Annotated in this window: 13 protein-coding genes; 12 read left to right on the top strand and 1 reads right to left on the bottom strand. The window is 69.2% G+C overall.

The annotated features are described in order from the left end of the window. Positions 1-104: 104 nt before the first annotated feature. Positions 105-785: an ATP-dependent Clp protease proteolytic subunit gene (locus BKI49_RS12515; RefSeq protein WP_095934325.1), complete on the top strand. Its 681-nt coding sequence runs from the start codon at positions 105-107 to the stop codon at positions 783-785. Positions 786-945: 160 nt separating this feature from the next. Further along, positions 946-2,232: an ATP-dependent Clp protease ATP-binding subunit ClpX gene (gene clpX / locus BKI49_RS12510; RefSeq protein WP_028802634.1), complete on the top strand. Its 1,287-nt coding sequence runs from the start codon at positions 946-948 to the stop codon at positions 2,230-2,232. 160 nt (positions 2,233-2,392) lie between these two features. Here the strand turns inward: clpX and BKI49_RS12505 are convergent, their stop codons facing one another. After that, positions 2,393-3,343 carry a hypothetical protein gene (locus BKI49_RS12505; RefSeq protein ID WP_095934324.1) on the bottom strand — a complete coding sequence of 317 codons (951 nt, stop codon included), beginning with the start codon at positions 3,341-3,343 and terminating at the stop codon, positions 2,393-2,395. A gap of 136 nt (positions 3,344-3,479) precedes the next feature. Here BKI49_RS12505 and BKI49_RS12500 point away from each other — a divergent pair, with 136 nt between their 5' ends. From BKI49_RS12500 to BKI49_RS12455, 10 genes are all read left to right on the top strand, one after another. Next, positions 3,480-6,104, top strand: a complete 2,625-nt coding sequence (locus tag BKI49_RS12500) for a valine--tRNA ligase (protein ID WP_095934323.1) — start codon at positions 3,480-3,482, stop codon at positions 6,102-6,104. A gap of 196 nt (positions 6,105-6,300) precedes the next feature. Continuing rightward, positions 6,301-7,839, top strand: a complete 1,539-nt coding sequence (gene folC, locus BKI49_RS12495) for a bifunctional tetrahydrofolate synthase/dihydrofolate synthase (protein WP_179332424.1) — start codon at positions 6,301-6,303, stop codon at positions 7,837-7,839. Between the two features lie 5 nt (positions 7,840-7,844). Beyond that, positions 7,845-8,198 (top strand): DUF4233 domain-containing protein, encoded by a 354-nt coding sequence (locus tag BKI49_RS12490; protein ID WP_095934322.1) that lies wholly within the window; start codon positions 7,845-7,847, stop codon positions 8,196-8,198. Positions 8,199-8,358: 160 nt separating this feature from the next. Next, positions 8,359-8,772 (top strand): nucleoside-diphosphate kinase, encoded by a 414-nt coding sequence (ndk, locus tag BKI49_RS12485; protein WP_095934321.1) that lies wholly within the window; start codon positions 8,359-8,361, stop codon positions 8,770-8,772. Between the two features lie 315 nt (positions 8,773-9,087). Continuing rightward, positions 9,088-10,107 carry a rod shape-determining protein gene (locus BKI49_RS12480; RefSeq protein ID WP_028802628.1) on the top strand — a complete coding sequence of 340 codons (1,020 nt, stop codon included), beginning with the start codon at positions 9,088-9,090 and terminating at the stop codon, positions 10,105-10,107. A gap of 189 nt (positions 10,108-10,296) precedes the next feature. Continuing rightward, positions 10,297-11,235 carry a rod shape-determining protein MreC gene (gene mreC, locus BKI49_RS12475; protein WP_095934320.1) on the top strand — a complete coding sequence of 313 codons (939 nt, stop codon included), beginning with the start codon at positions 10,297-10,299 and terminating at the stop codon, positions 11,233-11,235. Positions 11,236-11,253: 18 nt separating this feature from the next. Next, positions 11,254-11,922 (top strand): rod shape-determining protein MreD, encoded by a 669-nt coding sequence (gene mreD, locus BKI49_RS12470; RefSeq protein WP_095934319.1) that lies wholly within the window; start codon positions 11,254-11,256, stop codon positions 11,920-11,922. 113 nt (positions 11,923-12,035) lie between these two features. Next, on the top strand, positions 12,036-14,288 hold the full coding sequence (mrdA, locus tag BKI49_RS12465) for a penicillin-binding protein 2 (RefSeq protein WP_095934318.1): 2,253 nt from the start codon (positions 12,036-12,038) through the stop codon (positions 14,286-14,288). A 34-nt stretch (positions 14,289-14,322) separates the two neighbouring features. Next, positions 14,323-15,522 carry a rod shape-determining protein RodA gene (rodA, locus tag BKI49_RS12460; RefSeq protein WP_028802624.1) on the top strand — a complete coding sequence of 400 codons (1,200 nt, stop codon included), beginning with the start codon at positions 14,323-14,325 and terminating at the stop codon, positions 15,520-15,522. Between the two features lie 143 nt (positions 15,523-15,665). Continuing rightward, positions 15,666-17,180, top strand: coding sequence for a CYTH and CHAD domain-containing protein (locus tag BKI49_RS12455; protein ID WP_095934317.1), 1,515 nt, complete (start codon positions 15,666-15,668; stop codon positions 17,178-17,180). The last annotated feature ends 39 nt before the right edge of the window (positions 17,181-17,219 follow it).

The raw sequence follows: 17,219 nt of genomic DNA, 5'->3' as shown, positions 1-17,219 counted from the left end.
TACGCGGCGCACTGTGGCGCGAGCCGGAGTGCATCGACGTACACGCGCCCCTCAAGGCCCCCAGCCGACCGCCTCAGCCCTTTTCAGGCTCTTCAGGAGACACAGTGAACGACTTCCCCGGCAGCGGCCTCTACGCCCGCACGCAGGCCGAGTACACCGGCCCTCGCGCGGAGTCCCGCTACGTCATCCCGCGCTTCGTCGAGCGCACCTCGCAGGGCGTGCGCGAGTACGACCCGTACGCGAAGCTCTTCGAGGAGCGCGTGATCTTCCTCGGCGTGCAGATCGACGACGCCTCCGCCAACGACGTCATGGCGCAGCTGCTGTGCCTGGAGTCGATGGACCCCGACCGTGACATCTCGGTCTACATCAACAGCCCCGGCGGCTCCTTCACGGCGCTCACGGCCATCTACGACACGATGCAGTTCGTGAAGCCGGACATCCAGACGGTCTGCATGGGCCAGGCCGCCTCGGCCGCCGCGATCCTGCTGGCCGCCGGTACGCCGGGCAAGCGCATGGCGCTGCCGAACGCCCGAGTGCTGATCCACCAGCCCTACAGCGAGACCGGCCGCGGCCAGGTCTCGGACCTCGAGATCGCGGCGAACGAGATCCTCCGGATGCGTTCGCAGCTCGAAGAGATGCTGGCCAAGCACTCGACCACGCCGATCGAGAAGATCCGCGAGGACATCGAGCGCGACAAGATCCTCACCGCCGAGGACGCGCTCGCGTACGGTCTGATCGACCAGATCATCTCCACCCGGAAGATGAACAACTCCGCGGTCGTGTGACGTATCGCTGTACCGTCTGTCGCTCCTTGGTGTGGTTCACGACAAAGTGAACCACGCCAAGGGGGGCCCGAACGGGGGGCTCGGCAAGGTACCGTCGGACATAAGGCAGCACCAGGAGCCGCTGGACCTAGGCGTCTCCCAGGCGAAGGGGAAGCACACCGTGGCACGCATCGGTGACGGCGGCGATCTGCTCAAGTGCTCGTTCTGTGGCAAGAGCCAGAAGCAGGTCAAGAAGCTCATCGCAGGCCCCGGTGTGTACATCTGCGACGAGTGCATCGATCTCTGCAACGAGATCATCGAAGAGGAGCTCGCGGAGACGAGCGAGGTGCGGTGGGAGGAACTCCCCAAGCCCCGCGAGATCTACGAGTTCCTGGAGGGGTACGTGGTCGGCCAGGAGTCGGCCAAGAAGGCCCTCTCGGTCGCGGTGTACAACCACTACAAGCGGGTCCAGGCCGGCGAGAACAGCACCGGCCAGAACCGTGACGACGCCATCGAGTTGGCGAAGTCGAACATCCTGCTGCTCGGCCCCACGGGCTCGGGCAAGACGCTCCTGGCGCAGACCCTGGCCCGGATGCTGAACGTGCCGTTCGCCATCGCCGACGCGACCGCGCTGACCGAGGCGGGGTATGTCGGCGAGGACGTCGAGAACATCCTGCTGAAGCTCATCCAGGCGGCGGACTACGACGTCAAGAAGGCCGAGACCGGCATCATCTACATCGACGAGATCGACAAGGTCGCCCGCAAGAGCGAGAACCCGTCGATCACGCGTGACGTGTCCGGTGAGGGCGTCCAGCAGGCCCTGCTGAAGATCCTGGAGGGCACCACCGCCTCCGTACCGCCCCAGGGCGGCCGCAAGCACCCGCACCAGGAGTTCATCCAGATCGACACGACGAACGTCCTGTTCATCGTGGGCGGTGCCTTCGCGGGCCTGGAGAAGCTCATCGAGGCGCGGGCGGGCGCGAAGGGCATCGGCTTCGGTGCGACCATCCGCTCCAAGCGGGAGCTGGAGTCCAAGGACCAGTTCGAGGACGTCATGCCCGAGGACCTGGTCAAGTTCGGCATGATCCCCGAGTTCATCGGGCGTCTGCCCGTCATCACCTCGGTCCACAACCTGGACCGCGAGGCCCTGCTCCAGATCCTCGTCGAGCCGCGCAACGCACTGGTGAAGCAGTACCAGCGCCTCTTCGAACTCGACGGCGTGGAGCTGGACTTCGAGCGTGAGGCCCTGGAGGCCATCGCCGACCAGGCCATCCTCCGCCAGACCGGTGCCCGTGGTCTGCGCGCCATCATGGAGGAAGTCCTGATGTCAGTGATGTACGAGGTCCCCTCGCGCAAGGACGTCGCCCGGGTCGTCATCACGGCGGACGTCGTCCACTCGAACGTGAACCCCACCCTGATCCCCCGCGACGCCCGCCGCGGCGGCTCGGGGGAGCAGAAGACGGCGTAACGCCGGCCAGGCATACGGCGAAGGGCGCCCGGTGAATCTCACCGGGCGCCCTTCTGCGTGCGCACAGGGCGTCGGGCCTCCCGGCCAACTGCCCTGAGCACAAACGGAGGTGGGGCCCGGCCGTCCGGCCGGGCCCCACCTCCGTCGTCCGTTCCGCGCGTCAGATCTTGACGCGGACGTCCTTGCGGAGCTTGGCGGCGATGTCGGCCGCGGCCTCCGGAGTGCTGCCCTTGCCGGCCATCATGCTGGCGATGTCGATCGGCATGACGAACCCGAGGGTGCTGTGGTCGCCCCAGATGCAGACCGGCATCGTGAACTCGCTGGGGCCGCCCGAGGAGGACTTGTCGTTCTTGACCTTGACCTCCTGGCACTTGAGGACGGCGCCGTCGAGGCCGCTCGGCTCGTAGGCCTTGGGGCTGCCGACGAGTTCGCCGTCGTCGGTGCCCTCCTTCTCCTGGTTCTTCTTCATGTCGGCGAACATGTTGTCGACGGCCTTCTCGGGGTCGTCGATGGTGCCGTAGACACCGCCGAACGAGATCTGCTTCATGGCGAGCGGGTTGCTCTCGTCACCCGACTGGTACGCCGCGCTCACGTCCTTGGGGTTCTGCACACCCCAGCCCTCGGCGTCCTTCAGGTCCGACTTGGTCATGCCGCCGGTGTCGTCGGACTTGTCGCTCTTCTTGTACTCGCCGTTGATCACCGTCGCAGGCGTCGTCAGCTTGTGCGGGCCGTCGTCCGCGACGTCCGAGCCGCCGCCTCCGCCGCCGATCACGAAGTACGCGCCCACCGCGATCGCCGCGACGACCGCGACCGCGCCGATGATGAGGCCGGTCTTCTTCTTGCCGCCCTCCGGGGCCGGCGGCTGCGGCACGGCGCCGTAGGGCTGCTGGCCGTACGGCTGCTGGCCGTAGGGAGGGGTCTGCGGCGGGACGCCCTGGGGGGCCTGCTGCGGGTAGCCGTAGCCGGGCTGCTGCGCGGGCGGCGCCTGCTGGGGGTAGCCGTAGCCGGGCTGGGGGGCCTGCGGCGGCTGCTGGCCGTACGGGCCCGGCTGACCGTGCGGTCCGGGCTGCTGGGGCTGCCCGCCGTACGGGCCCGGCTGGTTGTAGCTCATTACTGGGTTCCCCTCCAGATGCTTATGTGTTCCGAACATCCTGGCGCACAGGTCAGGCGCCCCACCCCCCGGGGCCCGCACCGTTACGAAAGAATCGTGTTTCGGGACAGGGGCGTGACGCCCCTAAACTGACCCCGTGACCGACAACGCTCAGCAGCAGCCGCCAGCATCCACTCCCGAACTGCCGACCCAGTACGCGCCGGCCGAGGTAGAGGGGAAGCTGTACGAGCGCTGGGTGGACAAGGGGTACTTCGCCGCCGACGCGAAGAGCGAGAAGCCGGCGTACACCATCGTCATCCCCCCGCCGAACGTCACCGGTTCCCTGCACCTGGGCCACGCCTTCCAGCACACGCTGATGGACGCCCTCACCCGCCGCAAGCGCATGCAGGGGTACGAGGCCCTGTGGCTGCCCGGCATGGACCACGCCGGCATCGCCACCCAGAACAAGGTCGAGCAGCAGCTCGCCGAGGAGGGCAAGTCCCGGCAGGACCTCGGGCGCGAGGAGTTCGTCGAGCGCGTCTGGCAGTGGAAGGAAGAGTACGGCGGCAAGATCCTCGGCCAGATGCGGCGCCTCGGGGACGGCGTCGACTGGGACCGCGAGCGGTTCACCATGGACGAGGGCCTGTCGAAGGCCGTCCAGACCATCTTCAAGAAGCTGTACGACGACGAGCTGATCTACCGCGCCGAACGCATCATCAACTGGTGCCCGCGCTGTCTGACGGCGATCTCGGACATCGAGGTCGAGTACCAGGAGGACGACGGCGAGCTCGTCTCCATCAAGTACGGGGAGGGCGACGAGACCCTCGTGGTCGCCACCACCCGTGCCGAGACGATGCTCGGCGACACCGCCGTCGCCGTCCACCCCGACGACGAGCGGTACAAGCACCTGGTGGGCAAGCGGATCAAGCTGCCGCTCACCGACCGGACCATCCCCGTCGTCGCCGACACCCACGTCGACCCCGAGTTCGGCACCGGTGCCGTCAAGGTCACCCCCGCCCACGACCCGAACGACTTCGCGATCGGCCAGCGCCACGGCCTGGAGTCGATCACGGTCATGGACGAGCGGGCCGTCATCACCGTTCACGGGCCCTTCCAGGGCCTGGACCGCTTCGAGGCACGCAGCGCCATCGTCGCGGCGCTGCGCTCGCAGGGCCGGATCGTCGCCGAGAAGCGCCCGTACGCCCACTCCGTGGGCCACTGCTCGCGCTGCCGGACGACCGTCGAGCCGCGCCTGTCCATGCAGTGGTGGGTCAAGGTCGGCCCGCTGGCGCAGGCCGCCGGTGACGCGGTCCGTGACGGCCGGGTCGCCATCCACCCCGCCGACATGTCGAAGCGCTACTTCGACTGGGTCGACAACATGCACGACTGGTGCATCTCGCGCCAGCTGTGGTGGGGCCACCGCATCCCCGTCTGGTACGGGCCGGACGGCGAGGTCGTCTGCGTCGGTCCCGACGAGGAGGCGCCGACCGGTGAGGGCTGGCGTCAGGACACCGACGTCCTCGACACCTGGTTCTCCTCGGGCCTGTGGCCGTTCTCCACGCTCGGCTGGCCGGAGAACACCCCCGACCTGCAGAAGTTCTATTCGACCGACGTCCTGCTCACCGGCCACGACATCATCTTCTTCTGGGTCGCCCGGATGATGATGTTCGGTCTGTACGCGATGGACGGCGAGGTCCCGTTCAAGACCATCGCCCTCACCGGCCTGGTCCGCGACGAGCGCGGCAAGAAGATGTCGAAGTCCTTCGGCAACGTCGTCGACCCGCTCGACTGGATGGACAAGTACGGCTCCGACGCCGTCCGCTTCACCCTGGCCCGCGGTGCCAACCCCGGTACGGACGTGCCGATCGGCGAGGACTGGGTCCAGGCCTCCCGGAACTTCGCCAACAAGATCTGGAACGCCACCCGCTTCGCGCTGATGAACGGCGCGACGGTCGAGGGCCCGCTCCCCGAGCCGGAGAAGCTGTCGGCGACCGACCGCTGGATCCTGTCCCGGCTCAACAAGACCGTGGCCGCGGTCGACGCGTTCTACGAGGACTTCCAGTTCGCGAAGCTCTCCGACGCGCTCTACCACTTCGCCTGGGACGAGGTCTTCGACTGGTACGTCGAGCTGTCCAAGACGACGTTCATGGGCGGCGGCGAGGCCGCGAAGGTCTCCGGCCGGGTCCTCGGTGAGGTCCTGGACGTGACGCTGCGCCTGCTCCACCCGGTCGTCCCGTTCGTGACGGAGACCCTCTGGACCACCCTCACCGGTGGCGAGTCGGTCGTCGTCGCCGACTGGCCGAAGGACAGCGGCTTCCGTGACGACGCCGCGGAGCGGGAGATCGAGTCGCTCCAGCAGGTCATCACCGAGGTCCGCCGGTTCCGCGCCGACCAGGGCCTCCAGCCCGGCCAGCGCGTCCCGGCCCGGCTGACGCTCGACGGCACGGCGTTCGCCCCGCACGAGGCGGCCATCCGCCAACTGCTGCGTCTTCAGCCGGAGGGCGACGGCTTCTCGGCCACGGCGACCCTGCCGGTCGCGGGCGCCGAGGTCGCCCTCGACCTGTCGGGCACCATCGACGTGGCCGCGGAGCGCAAGCGCCTTGCGAAGGACCTCGCGGCCGCAGAGAAGGAGAAGGCCCAGGCGAACGCCAAGCTCGGCAACGAGGCCTTCCTCGCCAAGGCGCCGGACAACGTCGTGGAGAAGATCCGCACGCGGCTCGCCAAGGCGGACGAGGACATCGCCCGTATCCAGGCACAGCTGGACCGCCTGCCCGAGGCGTAGGCGCCGGCGCGTGACACCCCGGGGAGCAGGGCTCCTTGGGGTGTCACGCTGTCTGCCCTCCGGCGCCCGGCGCCGAGGCCGCACGAGCCCGTGCGGGGCCCCGGAAGCCCCACGTGCGCGGACCAGGGACGGGTCGGGCGGACGGGGCGAAAACCCCACACGAACACAACCCCGCGGCGCTCCGTAGACTGGCCTCGTGAGTGACCTGCCCCCGCACGACAGCAGCGAGCCGGACGAGCCGGAGCCCCGCGATCCGCTGGGTCTCTTCGACGAGATCGTCGCGGCCGAGACCGACCGAGACCCCGACCTGGCGGTGATCGAGGCCGGCAGCCGCACCCTGCGCACCCAGGGAGGTGGCGCCCCGGCGGCCGACGTCCCCGCGCGCCCGGCCGACCCCGAGGTCGACAAGGCGCTGCGCGAGGTCGAGGCGGAGCTCGCGACCCGCTGGGGCGAGACCAAGCTGGAGCCGTCCGTCGCCCGGATCGCCGCCCTGATGGACGTGCTCGGCGAGCCGCAGCGCGCCTACCCCTCCATCCACATCACCGGGACGAACGGCAAGACGTCCACGGCCCGCATGATCGAGGCCCTCCTCGGCGCCTTCGACCTGCGCACCGGGCGGTACACCAGCCCGCACGTGCAGTCGGTCACCGAGCGGATCAGCCTGGACGGAGCGCCGATCTCCGCCGAGCGGTTCATCGAGACGTACGAGGACATCAAGCCGTACGTGGAGATGGTCGACTCGCAGCAGGAGTACCGGCTGTCCTTCTTCGAGGTGCTGACCGGCATGGCGTACGCCGCCTTCGCGGACGCGCCGGTCGACGTGGCCGTCGTCGAGGTCGGCATGGGCGGCAGCTGGGACGCCACCAATGTGATCGACGGTGACGTCGCCGTGGTGACGCCCATCGACCTCGACCACACCGACCGGCTCGGCGGGACCCCCGGCGAGATCGCCGTCGAGAAGGCCGGCATCGTCAAGCAGGGCGCCACCGTCATCCTGGCGCAGCAGCCGGTCGACGCGGCCCAGGTGCTGCTGAAGAAGGCCGTGGAGGTCGACGCCACCGTCGCCCGCGAGGGCCTGGAGTTCGGCGTCGTCGCACGGCAGGTCGCCGTCGGCGGACAGCTGGTGACGCTGCGCGGGCTCGGCGGGGAGTACGAGGACGTCTTCCTGCCGCTGCACGGGGCGTACCAGGCGCACAACGCGGCCGTGGCGCTCGCCGCGGTCGAGGCGTTCTTCGGCGTCGGCGCGGCCCGCGCCGAGCGGCTCGACATCGACACCGTCCGCAAGGCCTTCGCCTCGGTCTCCTCGCCGGGCCGCCTGGAGATCGTGCGCCGCTCGCCGACCGTCGTCCTGGACGCCGCGCACAATCCGGCCGGAGCCCGTGCCACCGCCGAGGCCGTCAGCGAGGTCTTCGACTTCAGCCGGCTGATCGGTGTCGTCGGCGCGAGCGGCGACAAGAACGTACGCGGGCTGCTGGAGGCCTTCGAGCCGATCTTCGCCGAGGTCGTCGTGACGCAGAACTCCAGCCATCGCGCGATGGACGTGGACGAGCTGGCCGGGATCGCCGTCGAGATCTTCGGCGACGAGCGGGTGCAGGTCGAGCCGCGGCTCGACGACGCCCTGGAGGCCGCGATCACGCTCGCCGAGGAGGAGGGCGAGTACGCGGGCGGAGGCGTCCTCGTCACCGGTTCGGTCATCACGGTCGGCGAGGCCCGGCTGCTGCTGGGGAGGGGCTGACCCACATGCGTACGCTCTGTGCTTCGACGCTGATCGGCGAGTTCTTCGTGATCGGTTTCGCCGGGCTCGTCGCCATGAAGGACCCGGATCTGTCGACGTCCACGGTGTGGACCGTCAGCGGGATCGTCATGGCGTTGAGCGTGCTGCTCTGCGGCATGATCACCCGGCCCGGGGGTGTCCAGCTCGGCTGGGCGCTGCAGATCGCGCTGATCGCCGGCGGGTTCGTGGTGCCGTCCATGTTCTTCCTCGGCGCGATCTTCGCGGCCCTGTGGTGGGCGTCCGTCCACTACGGTCGCAAGATCGACGAGGCGAAGGCGAGGTTCGCCGCCCAGGCGGAGGCCGGCCACAACGCGGCGTAGCCGCCCGCGAGTTGTCCCTCCCGCGCGCCGCGCGGGAGGGTTCGTCCCGGGAGGGCCGGGCGCGCCCGGTGCCCGTCACACCTGACTCTGCGTAACAGGCACCCGGACACGCCCTGTAGCCTCGGTCATCCGCACACTTGTGACCTGAAGGAGCCACCCCGTGAGCCAGCGCACCCTCGTCCTCCTCAAGCCCGATGCCGTCCGTCGGGGACTGACCGGCGAGATCATCAGCCGTATCGAGCGCAAGGCCGGCTGGCAGATCACCGCGCTGGAGCTGCGGACGCTGGACCAGGACACGCTGGAGCAGCACTACGGCGAGCACAAGGGCAAGCCGTTCTACGAGCCGCTGGTGGCGTTCATGTCCTCGGGCCCCGTCGTGGCGCTGGTCGTCGAGGGCGAGCGCGTCATCGAGGGTGTGCGGGCGCTGGCCGGTCCGACCGACCCGATCGCCGCGGCCCCGGGCTCCATCCGCGGTGACTTCGGTGTCATCGTCCGCGAGAACCTGATCCACGCGTCGGACTCCGAGGAGTCGGCCGAGCGTGAGCTGAAGATCTTCTTCCCGGGTCGTGTCTGAGGGTCGCGGATGTCAAGTTTTCGAATTATTTTCTGAGGGGCCGTCACGTCACTCGGATGCCTGACCTGGGACGGCCGATGGTTTTCGGTCGTCCCGTGGCATATGCGTGGCGATCGGGGGAACGCATGCCTCCGATGGCCCGTCTCCAGAAGCGAGGCGGTTCATCATCTGCTGACAATGGCGAAGACCCTCGCGCAGTGTTCGGGCAGGCGCGTCTACGATGGAAGCCTTCACGTCACTGCACCCACCTCGCCGTCCTAAAAAGCCGTCAAAGCTCCACTTGGGAAGGCCAGACGAATCCTGATGGGGAACTCAATGTCGTTCATCGGCCGTGACATGGCTGTCGACCTCGGGACCGCCAACACGCTGGTGTACGTCAGGGGTCGCGGGATCGTACTCAACGAGCCGTCCGTCGTCGCGATCAACACCAACACCGGTGGGATCCTGGCGGTCGGCGCGGAAGCGAAGAAGATGATCGGCCGGACGCCGGGCAACATCGTGGCCGTGCGTCCGCTGAAGGACGGTGTGATCGCCGACTTCGAGATCACCGAGCGCATGCTCCGCTACTTCATCCTGAAGATCCACAAGCGGCGCTACCTCGCCCGTCCCCGTGTCGTCGTCTGTGTGCCCTCCGGTATCACCGGCGTCGAGCGCCGTGCCGTCATCGAGGCGTCGTCCCAGGCCGGCGCCCGCCAAGTGCACATCATCGAGGAGCCCATGGCCGCGGCCATCGGATCCGGCCTGCCGGTCCACGAGGCCACGGGCAACATGGTGGTGGACATCGGCGGCGGCACCACGGAGGTCGCGGTCATCTCGCTCGGCGGCATCGTCACCGCCCAGTCCATCCGCGTCGCGGGCGACGAGCTGGACAATGCGATCATCCAGCACATCAAGAAGGAGTACAGCCTCCTCCTCGGTGAGCGCACCGCCGAACAGATCAAGATCACGATCGGTTCGGCGTACGACCTGGACGCTGACGAGCACACCGAGATCCGTGGCCGGGACCTGGTCTCCGGACTGCCCAAGACCGTCGTCATCTCCGCGGCCGAGGTCCGCAAGGCGATCGAGGAGCCGGTCAACGCGATCGTCGACGCCGTGAAGACGACGCTCGACAAGTGCCCGCCCGAGCTCTCCGGCGATGTGATGGACCGCGGAATCGTTCTGACCGGCGGCGGCGCGCTGCTGCGCGGTCTCGACGAGAGGCTGCGGCGCGAGACCGGCATGCCGATCCACATCGCCGAGGACCCGCTGGACAGCGTGGCGCTCGGTTCCGGCAAGTGTGTCGAGGAGTTCGAGGCGCTCCAGCAGGTCCTGGACGCCCAGCCCCGCAGATGACGTAACACTTCGATTCCGCCGTACGAGATCATCCCTTCTCGTGCGGCGGATCGTTGATATGGAGGCATAAACTCCTCCGACATAGAGTCATATCCTCCCCCATAACAGCCTGATCGCCCCGTGAGCATCTTCTTGCTCGGGGTTCGCCCCTGTTGAACCATTCCAACGAGGAAGGCACGGCCGCCGCACGTGAGGGACACACGAGAGAGCCGGCTGCTCCTGGTGCTGCTGATCGCCATCGCGTTCGCACTGATCACGGTGGACATCCGCGGCGGGCAGGACTCGCCGGTGGACGGTGCCCGACAGGCCGCCGCCACCGTCTTCGGCCCGATCGAGAACGGGGTGTCGTCCGCGGTCGACCCCGTCGGCAACGCGATCTCGGCGGTCCGTGACTCCGGCGACCGGCACGACCGCATCGCGCAACTGGAGCGCGACAACGCGGCGTTGAAGGCGAAGCTCGGAAGCGACGACCGCAACCGCAGCCGCCTCAAGCAGCTCGACAAGATGATCAAGGTGGCCGGTGAGGGCCAGTACGGCATCAAGGGAGCCGAGGTCATCGCCATAGGGGCCGCCCAGGGCTTCTCCTGGACCGTCACCATCGACGTCGGCGCCAACGACGGCGTCAAGCGCGACATGACCGTCCTGAACGGCGACGGTCTGGTCGGCCGCGTCACCACGGTGGGGCCCGACACCGCGACCGTCCTCCTCGCCAACGACCCCGACTTCACCGTCGGCACCCGGATGGAGTCGAGCGACGAACTCGGCTTCGCCTCCGGGCAGGGCGACCGCCCGCTGCGCGTCGAACTCCTCAACGGCAAGGCCAAGATCAAAAAGGGTGACCGGCTGATCACCTTCGGCTCGCAGGCCGACAAGCCCTTCGTGCCCGGCGTCCCCGTCGGTGTCGTCTCCCGTGTCGACCCGTCCGGCGGAGGCCTGACCCGCACGATCTACGTCAAGCCGTTCGCCTCGTTCACCAAGCTCGACATCGTCGGCGTCGTCGTCACGGCCCCCCGCAAGGATCCGCGCGACGAAGTGCTGCCGCCCAAACCCAAACCGACGCCCACGCCGACGGTGACCGTCACGGTCACCCCCTCGGCGGACGCGACCGACGACGGCCAGCAGCAGTAACAGGAGGAGCCGAATCCCATGCGTTTCAACCGGATGCTGCTCTCCGCCACCCTGGTGGTCGTCGCCCTGGTGATCCAGGTGAGCGTCCTTGCCCGGCTCCACCTCCCGGGCGCCGTCCCGGACCTGGTGCTGCTGACCGTCCTCGCCCTCGCCATGGTCTACGGCCACGTCGGCGGAGCCCTCATCGGCTTCGGAGCCGGCCTGCTCGCCGACCTCGCACCGCCCGCCGACCACGCCGCCGGACGCTACGCGCTCGTCCTGTGCGTCATCGGCTACCTCGCCGGACTGGTGAAGCCGGAGACCGGCCAGCTCAAGTCGGCGACCGGACCGATGGCCGTGGTCGTCGCCGCCGCGATCGGCTCCACGCTGCTGTACGCCGGTGTCGGCGCCCTCGTCGGCGACACCGCCGCCCGCCACGTGGGCCTCAGCAGCCTGCTGCTCACGGCCGCGGTCTACGACCTGCTGCTCGCGCCGTTCGTCGTCCCCGCACTGATGGCCCTGGCCCGGCGCGCCGACAACGACCCGCTCGCCGAGGCCGGTTCATCCAAGGCGGCCGACGTCTCCACCGGCTGGCTCTCGTCCGGCACCGGCCTGCGCATCGGCAGCCAGCGCGGCGGCCTGCGCGTCAAGGCGGCCAAGGCGCGTGTCGCCCGCGCCGGACGCATCAAGGGGGTCAAGCGGCTGTGAGCGCACCCCAAGCGCCGCTCGCGACACGGGACTTGACCGGCCGCGGCGCCGCCGCGCACAGGTTCGCCGTGTACTCGTATGTCCCGTACACACACTGAGAGGGGGAGGCACCAGTGACCAACATTCCCGAGACCGGCCGGACCCCACGGGTCCAGATCCGGCTCGTCGTCATCCAGATTCTCGTACTCTCCCTCCTCGGCACGCTCGGCGGACGCCTCTGGTACCTCCAGATCCGCAACGGGGACGAGTACGCCAAGGAAGCCTCCGGCAACCACGTCCAGCAGGTCGTGCAGCCCGCCGTGCGCGGCTCGATCCTGGACGCGCGGGGCGTGCCCATCGCCGACAACGAGACCCGGCTCGTGGTCTCCGCCTCCCGCACCGATCTGCTGAAGATGAAGGACGACGGCAAGGCCGTCCTGACCAAGCTCGCCGCGGTCCTGGGCATGAAGCCCAAGGACGTCATGGAGAAGGTCCGCCTCTGCGACGCCAAGACGCCGCAGCCCTGCTGGAACGGCTCGCCCTACCAGCCGATCCCCATCACCGACGAGGCCACCCCCAGGCAGGCCCTGCAGATCCGCGAGCGCTCCGAGGACTTCCCCGGCATCACCGCCGAGCCCGAGGCCGTGCGCCGCTACGCCGCCCCCGGCAAGGCCAACAGCGCACAGGTCCTCGGCTATCTCTCGCCCGTCACCGACGACGAGATCACCAAGGCCAAGGACAGCGACTCGCCCTACCTGCGCTCCGACCAGGTCGGCCGCAGCGGCCTGGAGCGCGAGTACGACAAGGAACTGCGCGGCAAGGCCGGCGTCACCCGCTACGAGGTCGACAACCTCGGCCGCGTCATCGGCAAGGCCAAGAGCGACGAGGCCGAACCCGGCGCCAACCTGGTCACCAGCATCGACGCCCGGGTGCAGCGCGTCGCCGAGTACGAACTGAACGAGGCGATGAAGATCGCCCGCACCCAGTTCGACAAGATCACCGGCGAGAACTACAAGGCCGACTCCGGCGCGGTCGTGGTGATGGAGGCCAAGACCGGCCGGGTCGTCGCCATGGCGTCCAACCCGTCGTACGACCCGAACGCCTGGGTCGGCGGCATCTCCGGCAAGGACTACGCGCGGCTCACCGGCAAGAAGTCCAACTACCCGCTGCTGAACCGCGCCATACAGGGTCAGTCGGCGCCCGGCTCGACGTTCAAGGTGGTCTCCACGGCCGCCGCGGTGGAGGCCGGATACGACTTCGACGGCCGGTACCCGTGCACCAGCTCGTACTCCGTCGGCGGTCAGACCTTCAAGAACTTCGAGGGCGAGAGCTTCGGTCCCATCTCGCTCGGCCGGGCGCTGGAGGTCTCCTGCGACACCGTCTTCTACGGACTCGCCGACCGGGAGTGGAAGAGGGACGGCGGCATCAACCCGAAGAAGACCCCGAAGGACTACTTCTACAAGACCGCCCACCAGTTCGGCCTCGGCAAGGAGACCGGCCTCGACCTGCCCAACGAGGTCACCGGCCGCATCCCGGACCGGAAGTGGAAGGCCGACTACTGGAAGGCCAACAAGGACGCCTGGTGCAAGACCGGCAAGAAGAACGGCAGCTACGTCGAGAAGATCGCGTACGAGAACTGCCTCGAGGGCAACAAGATGCGCGAGGGTGACTCGATCAACTACTCCATCGGTCAGGGCGACACGCTCGTCACCCCGATCCAGGAGGCCGTGATCTACGGGGCACTCGCCAACGGCGGCACCATGTACAAGCCGACCCTCGGCAAGGCGATCGTCAGCGCCGACGGCAAGTCGGTCCAGGAGATCAAGCCCCGGGTCAGCGGCAAGCTGCCGATCACCAAGGCCACGCTCAAGGGCATGGACGCCGCCCTCGAAGGCGTCGTCACCCGCGGTACGGCCGCCTGGAAGTTCGGCGGCTGGCCGCAGGACAAGATCCCGCTGCACGCCAAGACCGGTACCGCCGAGGTCTACGGCAAGCAGACCACGTCCTGGCTCGCCACGTACTCCAAGGACTACACGATCGTCATGACGATCGCCCAGGCCGGTACGGGTTCCGGCGCCTCCGGTGAGGCCGTGCGCAGCATCTACAACGCGCTCTACGGCGTCGGCACCGACGGCTCGATCGACAAGAAGAGGGCCCTGCTGCCCACCCCGCAGAAGAGCCTGCCGAAGATCCAGACCGACGGCTCGATCGACGCACCGGCGATGTCCAAGGACCCGGCCAAGGACCTTCAGGCCACCGAGAAGGACACGTCCGAGGACGGCGACCAGGAGCAGCCCGCCGGCACCACACCGTCGCCGACCGCGAGCAACCGCGACACCCGCAGGCGCACCGCCCGCCCGAAGAAGCGGCGGAGGAACCTGACATGACGACCGGAGCGACGAAGCTGCTGAGGATGCCGACATGACCGGAGCGAACAACTTCTCCGTCTCCGGGTACGGACCCGAACGTGCCGGCTGGACCCGCCTGTTCGCCCGCGACTCGCTGGCCCGCCGGCTCGACTGGCCGATACTGCTGTCGGCGATCGCGCTCTCGCTGATCGGTACGGCGCTCGTCTACTCGGCGACCCGCAACCGCACCGAGATCAACCAGGGCGACCCGTACTACTTCCTCGTCCGGCACCTCATGAACACCGGCATCGGGTTCGCCCTGATGGTCGGCACGATCTGGCTCGGCCACCGCACCCTGCGCACGGCCGTGCCGATCCTGTACGGCGTCTCCGTCTTCATGATCCTGCTGGTGCTGACCCCGCTGGGTGCCACCGTCAACGGCGCCCACGCCTGGATCGTCTTCGGCGGCGGCTTCTCGCTCCAGCCCTCCGAGTTCGTGAAGATCACGATCATCCTGGGCATGGCGATGCTCCTCGCGGCCCGTGTCGACGCGGGCGACAAGCCCTACCCCGACCACCGCACGGTCCTTCAGGCCCTCGGCCTCGCCGCCGTCCCGATCATGATCGTGCTGCTCATGCCCGACCTCGGCTCGGTCATGGTCATGGTGATCATCATCCTCGGTGTGCTGCTCGCCTCCGGCGCCTCCAACCGCTGGGTCTTCGGCCTGCTCGGCACCGGCGCCCTCGGCGCGATCGCCGTCTGGCAGCTGCACATCCTGGACGAGTACCAGATCAACCGCTTCGCCGCCTTCGCCAACCCCGACCTCGACCCGGCCGGCGTCGGCTACAACACCAACCAGGCCCGTATCGCCATCGGTTCGGGCGGTCTCTTCGGCACCGGGCTCGGCCACGGCTCGCAGACCACCGGCCAGTTCGTCCCCGAGCAGCAGACCGACTTCGTCTTCACGGTGGCGGGGGAGGAACTGGGCTTCGTCGGCGCCGGGCTGATCCTCGTCCTGCTGGGCGTCATCCTGTGGCGCGCCTGCCGCATCGCCCGCGAGACGACCGAGCTGTACGGCACGATCGTCGCCGCCGGCATCATCGCCTGGTTCGCCTTCCAGGCCTTCGAGAACGTCGGCATGACGCTCGGCATCATGCCCGTCGCCGGCCTTCCCCTGCCGTTCGTCTCGTACGGCGGCTCGTCCATGTTCGCGGTATGGGTGGCCGTCGGGCTGTTGCAGTCGATCCGGGTGCAGCGGCCTATGTCGGCGTAGCCGGTGCCGGTGCCGGTGCCTGGCGTAGGCACCGGCCTGGGAGCCGGGCCCTGGTCCGGGGCCGGGGCGAATTCCGGCCCCTTCCTGCACTCCCGCGGGGCCGGGCACTGCCATCCCGGCCCCGACGGCACTAGATTCGGTTCATGGCGGACACGAAGCGCGAAATCGAGCGGAAGTACGAGGGTCCCTCGGCCGGAGGGGATACCGGTCTGCCGGATCTGACCCGCGTACCGGGAGTCGCCGGCGTCATCGACAAGGGTCTGGCCGAGCTCGACGCCACCTACTACGACACGGCCGACCAGCGGCTCGCCGCCGCCTCCCTCACGCTGCGCCGCCGCACCGGCGGTGACGACGCGGGCTGGCACCTCAAACTCCCTGTCTCCGAAGGCGTCCGTGACGAGATCCGCGCGCCGCTCTCCGACACCGTCCCCCGCGCGCTGAGCGGCCTCGTCCGCTCCCGTGTCCGCGACGCCGAACTCGTCCCCCTCGTCCGCCTGCTGTCGGCCCGCGACGTCCGCCACCTCGTCGACGCCTCCGGCGCCCTGCTCGCCGAGGTCAGCCTCGACCGCGTCCACGCGGAGCGGCTCAGCGGCGGCAAAGGCACCGCCGAGTGGACCGAGATCGAGGTGGAACTCGCGGACGACGGCGACCCCGCCTTCCTCGACAAGGTCGAGAAGAAGCTCCGCAAGGCGGGCATCAGCCGCTCCTCCGCGCCCTCGAAGCTCGCCAGGGCGCTCGGCGAGACGGGCAAGAAGAAGTCCGCCGCCGCCGGGCCCGAGGACGCCCCCGTCACGGCGGGGGACCATGTCCTCGCCTACCTCCGCGCCCAGCGCGACGCGATCGTCGAACTGGACCCCGCCGTCCGCCGCGACGTCTACGACTCCGTGCACAGCATGCGCGTCGCCACCCGCCGGATGCGCAGCGCCTTCCGCTCGTACGCCAAGGTCCTCGACCGTTCCGTCACCGATCCGATCGGTGACGAACTGAAGTGGCTCGCGGGCGAGCTGGGCGTCGACCGCGACCAGGAAGTACTCACCGAACGGCTCACCGAGTCCCTCGACGGCCTTCCCCGCACCCTGGTCGCCGGGCCCGTCCGCACCCGGCTGCGCACCTGGGCCCACGCCCGCAGCGGCGGCTCCCGGCGGCGCCTGATCGCCGTACTGGACGGCAGCAGGTACCTCGACCTGCTGATCGCGCTCGACGCGCTCGTCACCGACCCTCCGCTGCTCGAGGCGGCGGGCGGCGACCCCTCGACGGTGATCGCGAAGGCCGTCCGCAAGGACTACGGGAAGGTCGCTGGCCTGGTCGGCCAGGCCCTCGACCTGCCCCCGGGCGCCGACCGCGACGGCGCGATGCACGAGGCCCGCAAGAAGGCCAAGCGCGCCCGGTACGCGGCCGAGGCCGCCACCCCCGCCCTCGGAGGGCCCGCGGACGATCTGGTCAGGTCCATGAAGTCCCTGCAGACCCTGCTCGGCGACCACCAGGACAGCGTGATGACCCGCGAGGCGCTGCGTGAGCTGTCGGCACAGGCCCATGGGGCGGGGGAGAACGCCTTCACGTACGGCGTGCTGTACGGGCGCGAGGAGCAGCGGGCGGCGGCGGCCGAGGCGGCGCTGCCCGGCCTGTGGGAGGCCGTGGAGGAGCAGACAGCGGTCTGACCGCCCGGCGAGCTGCCGCGCCCGTCCCTCGGGCACCCT

This window comes from Streptomyces sp. Tue6028 (assembly GCF_002300165.1).
Classification (GTDB): Bacteria; Actinomycetota; Actinomycetes; order Streptomycetales; family Streptomycetaceae; genus Streptomyces; species Streptomyces siamensis.
Note: the sequence above shows the minus strand (reverse complement) of the source record. Positions and strands in the feature narration are given on the sequence as shown.